The following is a 17,995-nucleotide window of genomic DNA, read 5'->3' on the forward strand; positions in this document are numbered from 1 at the left end:
AGCCGCTGGAAAACCTTGCGCCACAGCACGATCAGCCCCCGCAGAATCGGCGACGTCGTCGCCGCAGCGCTACACCTCACCCATTTCGAATACCGGTACCTCAACGAACCTTGCTGAGATCACGTCAGTGACACGGATAACGCATACAGTTCTAGCCGGCGCCCGGGTTTCCCGGGCGCCGGCTAATCTGATGAAATCCACTTCCCTCGGCCTTGTGGGCCTTCGAACAATGGCGCACCGGTCGGTGCTCCACCACTCTTGCGTAACCGACGTGCAATATCGCTGTTCAATCGTGTGGCAAGTCCAACAGGTTCACCTAATGAATCGACATGTCACAGGCGTACGGGAACCTCGGTCCGGCCGTTGAAGATGAAAATGGGGAGCGGCTGCAGGCTGTCGGCCGGCCGAGCCAGCGCGAGGTCCGGGAAACGCTCGAACAGCGCCGGCAGAGCCGCCTCGGCTTCGACCCGGCCGAGCGGCGCGCCGATGCAGTAGTGCACGCCGTGCCCGAAGGCCAGGTGCGCCTTGTCCGCCCGGTGAACGTCGAACTGGTCGGCCGTCTCCCCGTGCCGCCGCGGATCGCGGCCTCCGGCCCCGAAGCCCATGAGCACCGGATCGCCCTGCCGGATCACGACGCCCTCGCCGAGGTCGATGTCCTCCACGGCGTACCGCAACGGCATGTGCTGCACCGGCGCGTCGAACCGCAAGGCCTCCTCGACGACAGCCGACCACGGAACACTGCCCCCGGTCACGGCGGACAGCTGATCGCGGTGGCCCAGCAGATCCACGACGGCGTTCGTGATGAGGTCCGTGGTCGCCGGCACGCCCCCGGCGACGGTGACCGCCAGCGCCAGCACTCGCTCCTCGGCGGTCATGGTCGTGGCCTGGGCCAGAGTCGTGGCCATGTCGTCGCCCGGAGCCTGCTGCTTGCCGGCGACCAGCCCGGCGAAGAAACCCATCGCCCCCTCGAGCTGAGCGGCGGCGACGTCCGCGTCGCCGGAGGGAGTGAGCAGGTCGAGCATCGCCTTCTTGGCCGCGGGCCACTCGCCGACCGGCACCCCGAACAGGTCACACAGCGTCTCGACGGCGATCACCTGGGCGAACTCCGCCCGGACGTCGATGACGTCGGCCGAGCCGAGAGCGTCGAGCAGGGCCGGCAGCCGCTTCTGCAAGTTGGTGCTCAACGCCTCGACGCGAGCGGGCGTGAAGGCGACCTCCATGATCTGCCGGAGACGCCGGTGCTCCTTCCCGTACGCGTTGAGGACGGTCGGCGAGATGAGGAAGGGGGCAAGGGGCCAGTCGGCGGGCACGCTGTCCAGCCCGGGCCAGTGCTGCCCGGCGTCGCGGGACAGCCGGTCGTCCTCGGTCAGTCGCCTCAGCACGTCGTGCCGAGTCACCGACCAGGCCGCGATGCCACCCGGGAGCTCGACCCGGGCGGCGGGCCCGGCCGCCTGGAGCCGGGCCGCGTCCTCCTGGAGCGAGCCTTCGGCCGTCTGCAACGGAAACACCTCTGTCGTCATACCAACCCCCAACGTCTCGAGCGCGCGATATATTGCACTTTACATATCGCGAATGGGCGCAGGGAGCTCTAGTGACGCAGCTGACGAGCCTGAACGGAGACGTGCGAGGCATGGCCGGTAGCCGGCGGGAGGGGTTCGTGACCGGGCAGCGTCGGCAGGCGTGCCGCCGACGGCATCGGTCAAATTCATCGATAGCGGTGCGGGGAAGACATCACACCAGCCGCCTGCTCGCCATCATGGTCGAGCCAGCCCGTACCGACGCGGCCTCGGCAAAACTCAGCCACCGCATATCCGCGGCCTGCGTGTCCGGTCGCGCTGATCCATCGCGTCGTTGTAGACATCCATGGCGGCCTGATAGCGGCGCAGCGCGCAGGCGTGGTCGTCCTGACCGCACTGCCGGTGGTGTCGGTGTTCGACAGCGGATCACCCTCGGCGTACGCGAACCGGTTCGCCGCACCCGACCCCGTCTCCGAGCTCGGGCTGTTGTGGGCGGCGAACGTCAGGTCCCGTCACCCAAGACGGCGCCATTGGCCGGCCGATCGAGCTGACCGGGAAACGGTCAGCCCATGACCTCGCCGACCGTGCGGACCTCCATGCCGCGGCCCTTGATCGCCTTCATGATCTTGGCGAAGTCGTTCTTGTGGCACTCGGAGCTGTTTCTCGGTGTCGTCGTGACGACCCGGTGGAAGCAGAGGATCAGCCAGCCGCCGGCGTATTGGGTGCGGTCGAGCACGCCACCCCGGGCGACCAGGGTGTTCGGGTTCGACATGCCCTTCTGGGTGGAGCTGATGCCGGTCAGGGACCGCAGCCGCATCGGCATCGGCGGTGGGGTGTTCTCGCGGGTGTCCTCGCCGATGATCGACCGGCCGGTGGTGAAGTAGCGCTGAACGATCGACTCGACGCTCTGCCCGTCGGTCGTTGTTCCGAACTGGCCGCCGGGATAGGCGAACGAGTCGCTGTTGAAGTTGTTCTCGCGCATCCAGCGGCGCAGCGCGCCGGCGTCCTTGTCGACCACCTCGGCGGTCACCCCGCTGTAGCGGGCGGCATGCACGGCGCCCTGATAGGAATGCCCGGCCACCTCCCAGCCGGACAGGTTCTGGGCCGCCCGCAGCTGATCCGTCGTGAACTTGCCGCCCGTGTTGATCTGGTCGGCGATCGTGTACGTGGTGCCCGCGAACCCGTACTTCTCCATCAGGGGACGGCCGTTGGTGAAGACGTCCTGCCACGAGTCGTCGAAGGTGATCGAGACCAGGCCGTTGGGGTGGGACGACTTGATGTCGGGGACGATCTCGACCGCCTGGAGCCGGACGGTGCACGGGCCCGTGCCGGCGTCGATCACCGAGAAGCGCATGTCGGTGAACCCGCCCTGAACCGAGGGCATGCGGGCCGGGTTGATCTTGTATGTCCCGCTGGAGGCGTTGAGGTCACCCCACTGCAGGGTCACCGCCACCCACTCGCCGGACTGCACCCAGTTCTGGCCCTTCGCGTGCGTGTGCACTCGCCACCGGAAGGCGTTGTCCAGGCCCGCCGTACCGACGTAGAAGTTGATCCAGCGCAACTTCTCCACGTCGGACACCGCGAAGATCAGACGGATGGCCTTGCCCTTCAGGTTCACCGCCGGGCCGCCCAGCCGCTCCACGCACGCCTGGTCGGCATTGGTCCCGCCCGCGCCCGCCCTTCCGGCGGTGGTCAGCGAGATGGATTGCGTGCCCCGGACGAACTCGGAGGTGTCATCGAGGACGACCTTCTGGACGTTGCCACCGGCACTCTTCCAGCCATGGCCCGGCTGGAAGTTCTGCGACCAGGAAGCCTTAGACAATCCCGCGACGGTGGCCGCGCCGAGCAGCACCGGGCGGGCCGCATCGCTCTGGAAGATCCCGCTGCGGGCCAGGGCTGTCGCCCCGGCCCCGGCCACCACCACACCAGCCCCGACCGCGCCCACTTTGAGCAGGGACCGCCGCGGCGCTCGGTGGGATCGGGGGCCTTCCGGATCACTCATGGCGGCCACCTTAATACCCGGGCCGACCGAGGAACGAGCCCGGTACTGCGGGACTCCGGACAAGATTCGGGCCTTCAGTACAAGACTTGACGATACTGTTCAGACCCCAGCGATCCGGTCGGCTCAGCCACCGCCCGCCGTCAGATCACCTGGTCATGCGCGGGACCACAATTGGTTGCCTCCGCCTGTGCAGTCCCACAACTGGAGGCGGCTGCCGTTCGCGGTGCCGTTCTGCGTCACATCCAGGCAGCGCCCGGAGGCCACACCGGTGATGGTGCCGTTGACGTTGACCCATTGCTGGTTGGTGCCGCCGTTGCAGTCGTAGATGACGACCGCTGTGCCGTTGGCGGTTCCCCGGGCACGGGCGTCGAGGCATTTGGTGCCGTAGACCCGCAGCTCCCGGGCGGAGGTGGTGGTCCACTGCTGGTTCGTGCCCGTTCCGCAGTCATGAATGGCGACCTGGGTGTTGTTGACGGTGACGGCGCCCGGGACGTCGAGGCAGCGGCCCGAGCCGCCGTTGCGGAGCCGGTTGCCGGGCGCCGGGTCGGTGCCGGTGAGGCCCCACCCGTACCGCAGCCGCCCGGCCCCTGTGACGTTCGGCGTAGTCAGGGTCAGGTTGGTGCCGCTGCCCTGCAGCTTCTGCATCGCGTACCAGTCGTCGTTCTGCCCGGCGGTGACCTTGCCACCGATGCCGGGCCAGTAGACCGAGCCCATGCCGAGCTCGCGCAGCACCTGGGTGGTGGCGCGGAAGTAGCGTACGAAATTGTCGGTGCTGTTGGCGTCGTCGTAGTTGAGGCCGGTGTCCATGGGGGCGCCGAACTCGTCGATGACCGTGCGGTCGGCGCAGGTTCCGACAGCATCACGCAGGAAGTTCACCCACCCGTCGTACGTTTTCGCGCCGCTGAAGAACGTGTAGTGGTGCAGGGACAGGTAGGTCCCGTCGAAGCGGCTGTCGGCGCACATCGTCTTGATGTCCTGGTTCAAGCCGGAGCCGCTGATGAACACGCGGTTGGGGGGCACCGACGGTCGCGCGGCGAGCCACGCGGCGGCCACGTTCTTCCAGTCCGCCGCGCTGTAGCCGGCCGGCTCGTTCATCGGCTCGAAGTAGACCAGCGGGTTGGCTCCGTATTTGGCCACGACCGTGTTCCACATCGCGTTGAAGGCGGCGGTGTCGGTGACCCGGCCACCGGAGGATGCCCGGCCGTCGTCCCAGAACGACAGGATGACCTTCATGCCGCGGGCAGTCGCCGAGTCGGTGACGCCGGTGTAGGAATTCCACCACGCCGTACCGACGGAAGCGGTGTTGATCGGCAGCCGGACGGTGTTCGCGCCGAGGTTGCGCTCGAAACCGGCGAGGACGGCGTCCGCCTTGGCGCGAACGGTGGTGTAGCTGTCGCTGCCGCTCAACCCGTACAGGACGAGCGGTTCTCCGGTGAAGTTGTCGCCGGTACGGGCCCAGTTGACTCCCCGGAACTGGCTCGTCGCCGCCGACGCGCTCGGCGCGGTGGCCACCAGGGCAAGCGGGATCGCCATAAGGGTTGTCAGGACGCCGGCCAGCCGCGCCAGGACCCGGCCCCCAGCTAGCCTTTCGGTCCGATGGCGCCGGGACGGCGGAGGCTCCACCGGACCGGCTGTGGCTCCGGAATCCGTCCATTGCCGTCGGATCATGGCGCCCCCCCTCGGTAGTGGGCGCGGCGCCCATGACATCGGGATCCATCTATACAACACACGTCATACGAATTTCCACAGTCCATCGCGCCAAATCGCAGGATGCGCAGAAGGGGGAAGGAACAGGTAGCGGCGGTACCGGCACTGAGGGACTCTTCGCGGACAGCCGCGGGCGCCGGGCACGGAGCATTGACTTGTTTCGATCCGGTATCTAACGTATGACGTCACACGAATCTTTCGAGCAAAACCGCGATCAACAGTGTGTGAACGTTCACAAGCCGACGACGAAGGTGTGACCATCCATGAGAAGACGCGCGATGGCGGCCGCAGCGGCCGCCATTCTCACGGCCGCCGGCCTGGTGGCGACCGTTGTCGGCCCCGATTCGCCCGCCGCCGCCCACCCAGTCGTCGCGGCCGACTTCCAGCAGGTCGAGCTGGCCCGCGGGCTGGGCGAGCTGGGCGAGCCGATGTCGATGGCGGTGCTGCCGGACCGCTCGGTGCTGCACACGGCCCGCAACGGCGTGCTGCGCCGGACCACCAGCGCCGGGGTCACCACCGCGATCGGCACCCTGCCGGTCTACACGCACGACGAGGAGGGCCTGCAGGGCGTAGGCGTGGATCCGGGATTCTCCAGCAACCGGTTCATCTACCTCTTCTATGCGCCGCCGCTCTCCACACCCGGCGGTGACGCACCGGCAACCGGCACGAACTTCTCCGCGTGGAACGGGGTGAACCGGCTGTCCAGGTTCACGCTCAACGCCGACTACACCCTCAACACCTCCAGCCAGGTGACCGTCCTGGAGGTGCCGACGAATCGCGGCATGTGCTGCCATGTCGGCGGTGACATCGACTTCGACGCGGCCGGCAACCTCTATCTGTCCACCGGCGACGACTCGAACCCGTTCGACTCGGGTGGCTACACGCCCATCGACGAGCGCAGCGATCGCAACCCCGTCTACGACGCACAGCGCAGCGCGGGCAACACCAACGACCTTCGCGGCAAGGTGCTGCGGATCAAGGTGAACCCGGACGCCACGTACTCGATCCCCTCGGGCAACCTGTTCGCGCCCGGCACCGCCCGGACCCGCCCGGAGATCTACGCGATGGGGCTGCGCAACCCGTTCCGGCTCAGCGTCGACAAGCCCACAGGGGCTGTGTACGTCGCCGACTACGGACCCGATGCCGGCACGACCACCTCGACGCGCGGGCCGGCGGGTCAGGTGGAGTTCAACCGGATCACCTCGGCCGGCAACTACGGCTGGCCCTACTGCACCGGCTCGAACACGACCAATGAGACCTACGTGGACTACACGTTCCCGTCCGGGCCGTCGGGCAGCCGGTTCAACTGCGCCGCGCCGGTCAACAACTCCCCCCGCAACACCGGGCTGACCAATCTGCCGGCCGCGCGCCCGGCCTGGATCAAGTACGACAACTGCTCGCTGGCCGCGTTCGGCTGCGGCTCGGAGTCGCCGATGGGCGGCGCGGTGTACCGCTACGACGCCGCCAACCCGTCCACGGTCAAATTCCCGTCCACCCTTGACGGGCATTACTTCGCGATGGAGTTCGGGCGGCGCTGGATCAAGAGCGTCGACATCAACGCCGACGGGTCGGCCGGGCAGATCAGCGATTTCCCGTGGCGCGGCACGCAGATCATGGACAGCGCCTTCGGTCCCGACGGAGCCCTCTACGTGCTGGACTACGGCACCGGCTGGGGCAACGGGGACGCGAGCTCGGCCCTGTACCGCATCGAGTACAACGGGGCCGGCAACAACCAGTCGCCGATCGCCCGCGTCGCGGCCAACCCCTCGTCCGGCGCCGCGCCGCTGACCGTCAGCTTCTCCTCGAGCGGCTCGTCCGACCCCGAAGGCGGGGCTCTCACCTACTCCTGGAACTTCGGTGACGGCACCACCTCGTCGGCGGCCAATCCCAGCCACACCTACGCCAGTACCGGCCAGCGCACGGTGACCCTCACCGTGACCGATTCCGCCGGCCTCACCGCCAGCGCCTCGACCACGATCTCGGTCGGCAACACCGCCCCCACCGTCGTGCTGAACACGCCGGCCGACGGAGCACTCTTCGCCTTCGGCGACAACGTGCCTTACACGATCACGGTGTCGGATCCTGAGGACGGCGCCGTCGACTGCACCCGGGTCAAGCTGAGCTACCTGCTCGGCCACGACGACCACGCGCACCCGATCAGCTCCAGCACCGGCTGCTCGGGAACGCTGCGGATCCCGGTGGACGGCGAGCACGACACAGCGGCCAACCTGTTCGCGGTGCTCGACGCGGAGTACACCGACCGGGGCGCCAACGGCCAGCCCGCGCTGACCACCCGGGCGCAGAAGATCCTCCAGCCCCGGCACCGGCAGGCCGAGCACCGCAACACCCAGTCGGGCACCTCCCTGTTCAGCAAGACCACCGCCGAGGGCGGGCAGACGGTCGGCGACATCCAGAACGGCGACTGGATCGCGTTCCAGCGGTACGCGCTCGCGGGCGAGAACCGTTTCACGGCCCGGGTCTCGTCGGGCGGCAGCGGCGGCACGCTCACGGTGCGCACCGGGTCACCCACCGGCACGGTTCTCGGATCCGTCACGGTGCCGACCACCGGCAGCTGGGAGACCTTCACCGACGTGTCGACGACGCTGTCCGCGGCACCGTCCGGCACCACCACCCTGTACCTGACGTTCAGCGGCGGCACCGGGACGCTGTTCGACGTGGACGCGTTCACGATCGGCGCGGCGCCGAGCAGCGGCGGCACCGGCCGGATCGTCGGCGCGAACGGTTCGTGCGTCGACGTCAACGCGGCCAGTTCGGCCGACGGCACCAAGATTCAGCTCTGGACCTGCGGCACCGGCACCAACCAGCAGTGGACCCGCACCGGCAACACCTGGCGGTCGCTGGGCAAGTGCATGGGCGTGGCCGGCGGCGCCACCGCCGACGGCAGCCTGGTGCAGCTGTCGACCTGCAACGGTTCCACCGCACAGAACTGGACGGCGGGGGCCAACGGCTCAGTGGTCAACGCCGCCTCCGGCAAATGCCTGGACGCCAACGGCGCCGGCTCCGCCAACGGCACCCAACTGATCATCTGGGCCTGTCACGGCGGCACCAATCAGCGCTGGACCCTGCCATGAGCGAAACACCGGCCATGAGAGGCCCGACCATGCGAGCACTGACCCGCACCATCCTCGGCGCGGCGGCAGCGGTGCTGCTGACCCTCGCCGGCACCGGTGGGACACCGGCGCAGGCCGCCGACGCACCGTACGACGTCCTGGTGTTCTCCAAGACGGCCGGCTTCCGGCACGATGCGATCCCGGCCGGCATCCAGCTGATCCGTGATCTCGGGGCGGCCAACAGCTTCACGGTCACCGCGACCGAGGACGCCGGCCAGTTCACCGCGGCCACCCTGGCCCGGTTCGAGGCCGTCGTCTTCCTCAACACCACCGGCGACGTGCTCAACGCCACCCAGCAGAGCGCCTTCGAGAGCTACATCCGTTCCGGCGGCGGGTATGTGGGTGTGCATTCGGCGTCGGACACCGAATACGACTGGCCGTTCTACGGTCAGCTGGTCGGGGCGTACTTCTCCTCGCACCCGGCGATCCAGCAGGCGACCGAGCGGGTGGAGAACCGGGCCCACGCCGCCACCGCCGGACTGGCGCCGACGGTGACGCGGACCGACGAGTGGTACAACTTCCGGAGCAACCCCCGATCCTCGGCCCGGGTGTTGTCGACGCTGGACGAGTCGAGTTACTCCGGCGGCACCATGGGCGGCGACCACCCGTACACCTGGTGCAAGACCCTGCAGGGCGGGCGCTCGTTCTACACCGGCAGCGGCCACACCCAGGCCTCGTACGCCGAGCCGGGCTTCCGGGCGTTGCTGCTGGGCGGCATCCGGTACGCGGCCAACCGCACCAAGGCCGACTGCCGGCCGGAAACCGGCTACACCGCGCTGTACAACGGGGGCACCACCGGCTGGACCCAGGCCGGGCCGGGCGGGTTCAGCAACAGCAACGCGACGCTGACCTCGTCCGGTGGGCTGGGCATGCTGTGGTACAGCACCAAGGAGTTCCGCTCCTACTCGCTGAAGCTCGACTGGATGATGCCGGGCGACGACAACTCCGGGGTGCTGATCGGGTTCCCGGCCGGCAGCGACCCGAACGCGGCCATGGCCAACGGGTACGAGGTACAGATCGACGCCACCGACACCACGGACCGGACCACCGGCGCGGTGTACGGCGTCAAGTCGGCCGACCTCGCCGCCCGCGACGCGGCGCTGAACCCGCCGGGTGAATGGAACACGTACGAGCTGCTGGTCGAGGGGGAACGGCTGCAGGTCCTGCTGAACGGCGTCACCGTCAACGACTTCACCAACACCGACCCGGCGCGGTCGCTGACTTCCGGCTACATCGGCATCCAGAACCACGGCGCCGGTGACGACGTGTCGTTCCGCAACATCCGAATCAAGGAGTCGGCCGGCACGACCCCCCGGACCGGCCCGATCACCGGCGCCACGGGCAAGTGCGTCGACGTCAGCGGTGGAAACTCCGCCGACGGTACGAAGATTCAGCTGTGGGGCTGCACCGGCAGCGCCCACCAGCAGTGGACGGTCAACGGAAACACGCTGCGCACGCTCAACAAGTGCCTGAGTGTCGCCGGCGGCACCGCCAACGGCGCGCCGATCCAGCTGTCGACCTGCAACGGCTCCGGTGGCCAGAACTGGGCTCCGGGGGCCAACGGATCCCTGGTGAACCCGCAGTCCGGCAAATGCCTGGACGCGAACGGCGCGGGCTCCGCGGACGGGACCCAGCTGATCATCTGGACCTGCCACGGCGCCGCCAACCAGCGCTGGACCCTTCCGTCATGACCGACGTGACACGCAGAAAGCTCCTCGCGGCCGGGATGGCCGGGGCCGGGGCCGCTCTGCTGCCGGCCGGGTGGACAGCGGTCGCCAAGGCCGGCGCCGCGCCACCGGCGGGCGTGCTGGCCGCCGGGGACCTGGCGCTCTGGTACGACGAACCGGCGGGAACGGACTGGCTGCGCGCCCTGCCCATCGGCAACGGGCGCCTCGGGGCCATGGTGTTCGGCACCATCGACACCGAACGGCTCCAGCTCAACGAGGACACCGTGTGGGCCGGCGGGCCCTACGACTCGGCCAACACGCGGGGCGCGGCCAACCTCGCGGAGATCCGGCGCCGGGTGTTCGCCGACCAGTGGGTCCCGGCCCAGGATCTGATCAATCAGACGATGCTCGGCAATCCGGTCGGGCAGCTGGCGTACCAGCCGGTCGGCAACCTGCGGCTCGCCCTCGGCAGCGCCTCCGGAGCGTCTCAATACAACCGGACGCTCGATCTGACCACGGCGACGGTCACCACCACGTACGTGCAGAACGACGTGCGCTATCAGCGGGAGGTGTTCGCGAGCGCGCCGGACCAGGTGGTGGTGGTCCGGCTGACGGCCGACCGGGCCGGCGCGATCACCTTCACCGCCACGTTCGACAGCCCCCAGCGCACGACCGTGTCCAGTCCCGACTCCACGACGATCGCCCTCGACGGCATCTCCGGCGACATGGAAGGCATCGCCGGCTCGGTCCGGTTCCTCGCCCTGGCCGGCGCGAGCGTCACCGGCGGCACGGTCAGCAGCTCCGGCGGCACGCTGCGGGTCTCCGGGGCCACCAGCGTCACCGTGCTGGTGTCCATCGGCTCGAGCTACGTCGACTACCGCACGGTCAACGGGGACTACCAGGGCATCGCCCGGCGACACCTCGCCGCCGCGCGTACCACCGGCTTCGACCAGCTGCGGGCTCGGCACGTGACCGACCATCAGGCGCTGTTCAACCGGGTGACGATCGACCTGGGCCGTACGGCGGCGGCCGATCAGAGCACCGACGTGCGGATCGCCCAGCACGCGAGCGTCAACGACCCGCAGCTGTCGGCGCTGCTGTTCCAGTACGGCCGGTACCTGCTGATCGCCTCGTCCCGGCCGGGCACCCAGCCGGCCAACCTGCAGGGCATCTGGAACCAGGAGATGGCCCCGTCCTGGGATTCCAAATACACCATCAACGCGAACCTGCCGATGAACTACTGGCCGGCCGACACCACGAACCTGTCCGAATGCTTCCTGCCCGTCTTCGACATGATCGAGGATCTGGCGGTGACCGGGGCCCGCACCGCCACCGCGCAATACGGCGCCGGCGGCTGGGTCACCCACCACAACACCGACGCCTGGCGCGGCTCGTCGGTCGTCGACGGCGCCGTCTGGGGCATGTGGCAGACCGGCGGCGCCTGGCTCGCCACGATGATCTGGGACCACTATCAGTTCACCGGCGACGTCGCCTTCCTGCGCGCCAACTACCCCGCCATGAAGGGCGCCGCGCAGTTCTTCCTCGACTCGCTGGTGACCCACCCGACCCTGGGCCACCTGGTCACCAACCCGTCGAACTCCCCCGAACTGCCCCACCACGCGAACGCCAGCGTGTGCGCCGGGCCGACCATGGACAACCAGATCCTGCGCGACCTGTTCACCGGTGTCGCCCGCGCCGGCGAAGTCCTCGGCCTCGACGCCGCCTTCCGCACCCAGGTCACGGCGGCGCGGGACCGGCTGGCGCCCACCCGGGTCGGCTCGCGCGGCACTATCCAGGAGTGGCTGGCCGACTGGGTGGAGACCGAGCGCAACCACCGGCACGTCTCCCACCTGTACGGTCTGCATCCCAGCAACCAGATCACCCGGCGGGGAACACCCCAGCTCCACCAGGCCGCGCGTCAGACCCTGGAACTGCGCGGCGACGACGGAACCGGCTGGTCGCTGGCCTGGAAAATCAACTTCTGGGCCCGGCTCGAGGACGGCGCGCGCGCCCACAAGCTCCTGCGCGACCTGGCGCGGACGGACCGGCTCGCGCCGAACATGTTCGACCTGCACCCCCCGTTCCAGATCGACGGCAACTTCGGCGCCACCTCCGGAATCGCGGAAATGCTGCTGCACAGCCACAACGGCGAGCTGCATGTGCTGCCCGCGCTTCCGTCGGCCTGGCCGACCGGCAGCTTCACCGGTCTGCGCGGCCGGGGCGGCTACACGGTCGGCGCCGCCTGGAGCAGCACCCGCACCGAACTCGTCATCACCCCGGACCGCGCCGGCGCGGTCCGGGTCCGCAGCCGCATCTTCACCGGCGCCTTCGACCTGCGCGACGAGACGAGCGGCGTCGCCGTGCAGCCGACCCGGCTGGAGACCGACCTCGTCCAGTTCACCGGACAGGCCGGCCACACCTACCGCGCGACGGCCACCCCGTCGGGGCCGGTGGAGACGGGCGTGATTTACCGGCTGGTCGCCCAGCACAGCGGAAAGGCCGCCGACATCAACGGCGCGTCCGCCGCCGCCGGCGCGCAGCTCATCCAGTGGCAGACCACCACCGCCCTCAACCAACAGTTCGAATTCCTGCCGTCGGACGTTGGGTATTACCGGATCCGTGCCCGGCACAGCCGCCTGGTGCTGCAAGTCGCCGGCACCGGCACCGGCGCCGACATCACCCAGCAGCCCGACGCCGGCACCACTGCCCAGCAGTGGCGGGTCGAGGACCAGGGCGGCGGAGTGGTCCGGCTCCTCAACCGCCTGAGCGGACTGGCCATGGACGTGTGGCAGGCCGCCACCGCCGACGGCGCCCGTATCTCGCAGTGGACGCCCGGCAGCGGCGCCCATCAACGTTTCCAGCTCCAGCGCATCGACTGAGCTCTCCCCCACCCGAGACCCGGACAGCCCGAACCTGCGACTCGCAGGTTCGGGCTTTTCCATGCCATCCGGTCAGCCCTACTCCTCGTCCGGTGAACACACACCGATTTAGGGTTCGCCGTCCTGGCCGGCGTGGCCGGCGATCGCGAGGCTGGGAGCAGACCCGACGACCCGAGGAGCGCTGATGGCCACCACAGCCGCCATCGGCAACCTGGTCGGGCTCCCGGCCGTCTTCTCGTCGGGCTTCCGGCTCTGGGCGGGCGATCACACCCAGGTACGCCTGTGGTTGACCTGGGTCATCGGCGACACCACTGAAGCTGGCTTCCAGAGGGACACGCCGGCCGGTGTCCTCATGATGGCCGGCGCCGCCACGGCCTACTGGGGTGCCCGCCGAGGAAGAAGGTGGGCGGGCTTCGGCCTGAGCGGAGGCGCACTGTTCCCGTGGATGGCGGGCAGCGCCGCGCTCGGTCTGCTCATCAGCAACGTGGCCTGGGGGTGGACGGTCGCCGTGTCCGGCGTGTGGCAGCCGACCTTCGTGCCGTTCGTGTCGTTGCCGTGCGCCCTGGTCCTCGTCCACGGACGCGGGTGGGCCGTGGCCGTGACCGGCGCGGTCCTCGGCGCCGGTCTGACCACGCCGATCGCTTTGCTCCTGGTGAACCTCGTCTGCCGGCCGACGGGCCTTCCGAACGTCGTGGGGACGACCACCGCCATGGCCGTGAGCACGCTGATCGCCTTGCCGCTCTGCCGCTCCCTGCCGTGGATGCCCCGACCGGCGATCGATGGCCGCAAGAAGCCGAGTCCCACCGGGCGCCCCTTCTGGACCGTCCGGCGCACGGTCGCGGATTTCACCGAAGCACAGTTCTACGGCAACGAATGGGCCGGCGTGGGCCTGATAGCCGGCATTCTGCTGAGTTACGGGCTCAACCCTGATTCCGCCGCCTACGGCTCCGGGCTGGTCTCGCACATCCTGATCGCGCAGGTGTCGACGGCCGCGCTCGGGGTGGTGCTGTGGCGGCGTCAGTGGGCGCGGGCCGGCTGGTACCCGACCTTCATCCCCGTGGTGTCGATCGCCCCGGCCGTGGTGCTGACCTACGGAGGCACCGTACCGGCGGTGCTGGCCGGGGCGGTTCTCGGCGCGCTCGTGGGACCACCCCTGGCCGCGTTCATCGCGAGAAGGCTGCCCGCACACCTACCGCTGTTGGTCGCCAACACGATGTCCATGGCGGCGGGTACGGCGCTGATCGTTCCGCTACTCGACGTCCTACCCGGCTTCCGCAGCCGATGACAGCCCACAGTCCCGCCAACTCAGGCAGACCAGGAGGAAGAGCAATGAGCCCCTTCGTCACGCACTACAGGACGGCCACGGTGAACGGCCTGGAGGTGTTCTACCGGGAAGCCGGCGATCCGTCGCAGCCGACCCTTCTTCTTCTCCACGGGTTTCCGTCCAGCTCGCACATGTTCCGCAACCTGATCTCCTCCCTGGCCGACGAGTATCATCTGATCGCTCCGGACCACATCGGTTTCGGCCGGTCCTCGATGCCGCCGGTCACCGAGTTCACCTACAGCTTCGACTCTCTCGCCGAGATCACCCAGGCCTTTGTCGATCAGCTCGGCCTGGAGCGCTTCGCCGTCTACATCCACGACTACGGGGCGCCGATCGGCCTGCGGATCGCCAGCCGCAACCCGCAGCGGATCACCGCCCTGATCAGCCAGAGCGGCAACGCCTACGTCGAGGGGTTCACCCCGTTCTGGGACATCCTGTTCGCCCACGCCAAGGACCGCCCGGCGAACGAGGCCGGCGTCCGCAAGTACCTGACCAGGGAGACCACGCTGTGGCAGTACACCCACGGCGTCCCGGCCGACCGGCTGGACCGGATAGCGCCGGAGACCTGGCTGCTCGACCAGGCGGGCCTGGACCGGCCCGGCAACGACGCGATCCAACTGCAGCTCTTCTGGGACTACCAGTTCAACCTCGACGGCTATCCGGCGTACCAGGAGTACTTCCGCACCTACCAGCCGCCGCTGCTGGTCACGTGGGGCCAGAACGACGAGATCTTCGGAGCCGCGGGTGCCCAGGCCTTCCGGCGCGACTTCCCGGACGGTGAGATCCACATGCTCGATGCCGGGCACTTCGCGCTCGAGACCCACGGCGCGGAGATCAGTCAGTATCTGCGCTCCTTCCTCGGCAAAGTCCTCTGACCTGCGCGCAGCCCGACCGATCGCACCTGCCCCGGCCCTGATCAGATGATCCGGGACGGTCTTGGCCGCCTCTGCCCTGAGGGTTAGCCTTCGTCCAGGGCGCCCCCGTCGGCCGGGGCCGGTGGGGGGCGGTCGACGATGTTCACGGGGCGCCGGGCTGAGCGGGACGTGCTGGACCGGGTGGTGGAAGCGGTCCGGGCCGGGCGAAGTCGCGCCCTGGTGGTGCGCGGTGATCCCGGAGTGGGCAAGACGGCGCTGCTGCATCACCTCGCCGAGGAGACGTCCCGGGCACAGTGCCGACTGGTACGTGTGGTCGGTGTGCAGTCCGAGATGGAGCTGGCGTTCGCCGGTCTGCATCAGTTGTGCCTGCCGCTGCTGGATCGGGCCGGGCTTCTGCCGGCGCCGCAGCGGGACGCCCTGTTCACCGCGTTCGGTATGGTCGCCGGTCCGCCCCCGGACCGGTTCCATGTCGGTCTGGCGGTGCTCAGCCTGTTGTCGGCGGCCGGCGGTGATCGCCCGCTGATCTGCGTGGTCGACGACGAGCAGTGGCTGGACGTGGGTTCGGCTCAGGTACTCGGTTTCGTCGCGCGCCGATTGCTGGCTGATCCGGTGGGACTGGTGTTCGGCGCCCGGGTACCCGGTGATGAGCTCGCCGGGCTGCCCGAGCTCGAAGTGGTGGGTCTCCCGGACGATGACGCCCGGGTGCTGCTCGAGTCGGCGTTGACCGCGCCGTTGGACAGGCGGGTGCGCGACCTGCTCGTCGCCGAGGCGCGGGGTAATCCGCTGGCCCTGCTCGAGCTGCCTCGCGGGCTGTCCGCGAACGAGCTGGCCGGCGGGTTCGGGCTGCCTGGTGCGGTGCCGCTGGCCGGCCGGATCGAGGACAGCTTCCGACGGCAGCTGAACGCCATGCCGGAGACGACCCGGCGGCTGATGCTGCTGGCCTCGGCCGACCCGTCGGGCGACCCGTCGTTGGTCTGGCGGGCCGCCGACCGGCTCGGTCTGCCACCGGACGCCGGGGAGCCTGCTGTCGAGGCCGGTCTGGCCGAGTTCGGGACGCATGTACGGTTCCGGCATCCGCTGGTGCGCTCCGCGGTGTACGGATCGGCCGCGCCGGCCGAGCAACGGGCTGTACACGCCGCGCTGGCCGAGGCGACCGACGTGGTGGCGGACCCGGACAGACGCGCCTGGCATCGGGCCCAGGCCGCGGTCGGTCTGGACGAGCAGATCGCGGTGGAACTGGAATCGTCGGCGGACCGGGCCAGGGCCCGTGGGGGTCTCGCCGCGGCAGCCGCCTTCCACGAACGAGCGGCATTGCTGACGCCGGAACCGGCCCGCCGGGCGAGCCGGCTGCTCAGCGCCACGAGGGCCAAGCGCGACGCGGGCGCGTTCGAGGCGGCCGCACAGTTGCTGGAAGCGGCCCGGGCCGGCCCGCTGACCGCCCTGGAGATCGCGGGCGCCGAGCGCCTGCGCGGGCAGATCGCCGGCTACTTGAATCAGAACCGCAAGGCCGGGCAGTTGTTGCTCGAAGCGGCGCGGCTGTTCGAACCGCTCGATGTCGACCTGGCGCGGGAGACCTATCTGGAGGCGCTCTGGGAGATCGCGATGTGGACCGGTGACCGGCACGGGCTCAGGCGGGAAGCCGCCCTGGCCGCGCGGGCCGCACCCGCTGCCTCCGAGCCCGCCGGTGTTGTCGACCACCTGCTCGATGCGCTGGCGCTGCGGTTCACCGAGGAGTTCGGCGTCGCCGCGCCGGCCCTGACCCGGGCCCTCGGCAGCTACCTCGCCATGGACGTCGGTTCCGAGGACGATCGCCGTCTGCTGTGGTTCACGGTCGGACCGGCCGGCGCCCTGCTCAGCATCGAGATGGCCGACTTCCCGGCCTGGCAGGCGGTGACCGCCCGGCTCGTGCAGGTCGCCCGGGACGGCGGATCCCTCGTACAGGTGGAGATGTGGCAGCACAACCGGGCCCAGCACCACATGCATCAGGGCGATCTCCACAAAGCCGCACGGCTCCTCGAGGAGAACGACCTGATCGGGGCCATGACGGGCCATATGACCGGCGGCGTCTCCGCGATGTTCCTCGCCGGCTGGCTCGGCGACGAGGCCCGAGCCGGTGAGCTGATGAAGGCCATGACGGATGCGGCCGGCGCCCGCAACGTGGAGGTGCCGGTGTCGTACGCGATGCTGGCCGGCGCGGTCCTGAACAACGGGCTGGGCCGCTACGAGGTGGCTGTGCGACATGCCCGGCAGGGCTTCGATCTCGACGTCTTCGCCGTCGGAGCCCTGATCACCCCGGAGCTGCTCGAGGCGGCCACCCGGACGGGGAATGCGGAGCTGGCCGATGCCGCATTGCGGTGGTTGTCCGAGCGCGCCGACTCGGCTCCGTCCGACTGGGCCTCCGGGATGGCAGCTCGGGGCCGGGCACTGCTCAGCGAGGGCGACGCGGCGGAGATCGGCTACCGGCAGTCGATCGAGTACCTGGATCGCGCCGGGTTCGGTGCTCAGGTGGCCCGCTCGCATCTGCTGTACGGGGAATGGTTGCGGCGGCAGAACCGGCGGTCCGATGCCCGCGTCCAGCTCCGGACGGCGTACGAGAAGTTGACCGCGATGGGTGCGCAGGGGTTCGCCGAGCGGGCGCGTAAGGAACTGGTCGCGGCCGGCGAGACCGCGCGCAAGCGGACGGTGGAGACGGTGACCACGTTGACGTCGCAGGAGGCGCTCGTCGCCCGGCTGGCCCATGACGGACACACCAATCAGGAGATCGCCGGGCGGATGTTCCTGTCGTCCCGTACGGTCCAGTATCACTTGCGCAAGGTCTTCACCAAGCTGGACATCAGTTCTCGCCGGGAGCTGCGCGATGCGCTTCCCTCAGCGGAAACATGATCCGACCTGG

General features: G+C 69.4%; 9 protein-coding genes. 6 read left to right on the forward strand and 3 right to left on the reverse strand.

Features of this window, described 5'->3' with window-relative positions; translation table 11 throughout:
* Positions 1-332: 332 nt before the first annotated feature.
* The 3 genes from HJC40_RS40770 to HJC40_RS40780 form a co-directional block, all read right to left on the reverse strand.
* The gene (locus tag HJC40_RS40770) at positions 333-1,520 is read right to left on the reverse strand and encodes a cytochrome P450 (RefSeq protein ID WP_250009019.1); all 1,188 of its coding nucleotides are present in this window, start codon (positions 1,518-1,520) and stop codon (positions 333-335) included.
* Positions 1,521-2,079: 559 nt separating this feature from the next.
* Positions 2,080-3,519 (reverse strand): polysaccharide deacetylase family protein, encoded by a 1,440-nt coding sequence (locus HJC40_RS40775; protein WP_250009020.1) that lies wholly within the window; start codon positions 3,517-3,519, stop codon positions 2,080-2,082.
* A 153-nt stretch (positions 3,520-3,672) separates the two neighbouring features.
* Positions 3,673-5,052: a ricin-type beta-trefoil lectin domain protein gene (locus HJC40_RS40780; RefSeq protein WP_250009021.1), complete on the reverse strand. Its 1,380-nt coding sequence runs from the start codon at positions 5,050-5,052 to the stop codon at positions 3,673-3,675.
* A gap of 437 nt (positions 5,053-5,489) precedes the next feature.
* Between HJC40_RS40780 and HJC40_RS40785 the strand changes: the two genes are divergently transcribed.
* From HJC40_RS40785 to HJC40_RS40810, 6 genes are all read left to right on the forward strand, one after another.
* Positions 5,490-8,318, forward strand: coding sequence for a PQQ-dependent sugar dehydrogenase (locus tag HJC40_RS40785; protein WP_250009022.1), 2,829 nt, complete (start codon positions 5,490-5,492; stop codon positions 8,316-8,318).
* A 29-nt stretch (positions 8,319-8,347) separates the two neighbouring features.
* Entirely contained in the window at positions 8,348-10,048 is a 1,701-nt protein-coding gene (locus HJC40_RS40790; protein WP_250009024.1) for a ThuA domain-containing protein, read from the forward strand.
* Positions 10,045-12,903 carry a glycoside hydrolase N-terminal domain-containing protein gene (locus HJC40_RS40795; protein ID WP_250009025.1) on the forward strand — a complete coding sequence of 953 codons (2,859 nt, stop codon included), beginning with the start codon at positions 10,045-10,047 and terminating at the stop codon, positions 12,901-12,903. Before HJC40_RS40790 ends, HJC40_RS40795 begins: the two co-directional genes overlap by 4 nt.
* Positions 12,904-13,087: 184 nt before the next feature.
* Positions 13,088-14,188: a hypothetical protein gene (locus HJC40_RS40800; RefSeq protein WP_250009026.1), complete on the forward strand. Its 1,101-nt coding sequence runs from the start codon at positions 13,088-13,090 to the stop codon at positions 14,186-14,188.
* Positions 14,189-14,232: 44 nt separating this feature from the next.
* A complete protein-coding gene (locus tag HJC40_RS40805; protein ID WP_250009027.1) occupies positions 14,233-15,102 on the forward strand; it encodes an alpha/beta fold hydrolase in 870 nt (289 codons plus the stop codon).
* Positions 15,103-15,240: 138 nt separating this feature from the next.
* The gene (locus HJC40_RS40810) at positions 15,241-17,985 is read left to right on the forward strand and encodes a helix-turn-helix transcriptional regulator (protein ID WP_250009028.1); all 2,745 of its coding nucleotides are present in this window, start codon (positions 15,241-15,243) and stop codon (positions 17,983-17,985) included.
* Positions 17,986-17,995 lie beyond the last annotated feature (10 nt).

This window comes from Actinoplanes sp. M2I2, from assembly GCF_023544445.1.
Taxonomy (GTDB): domain Bacteria; phylum Actinomycetota; class Actinomycetes; order Mycobacteriales; family Micromonosporaceae; genus Actinoplanes.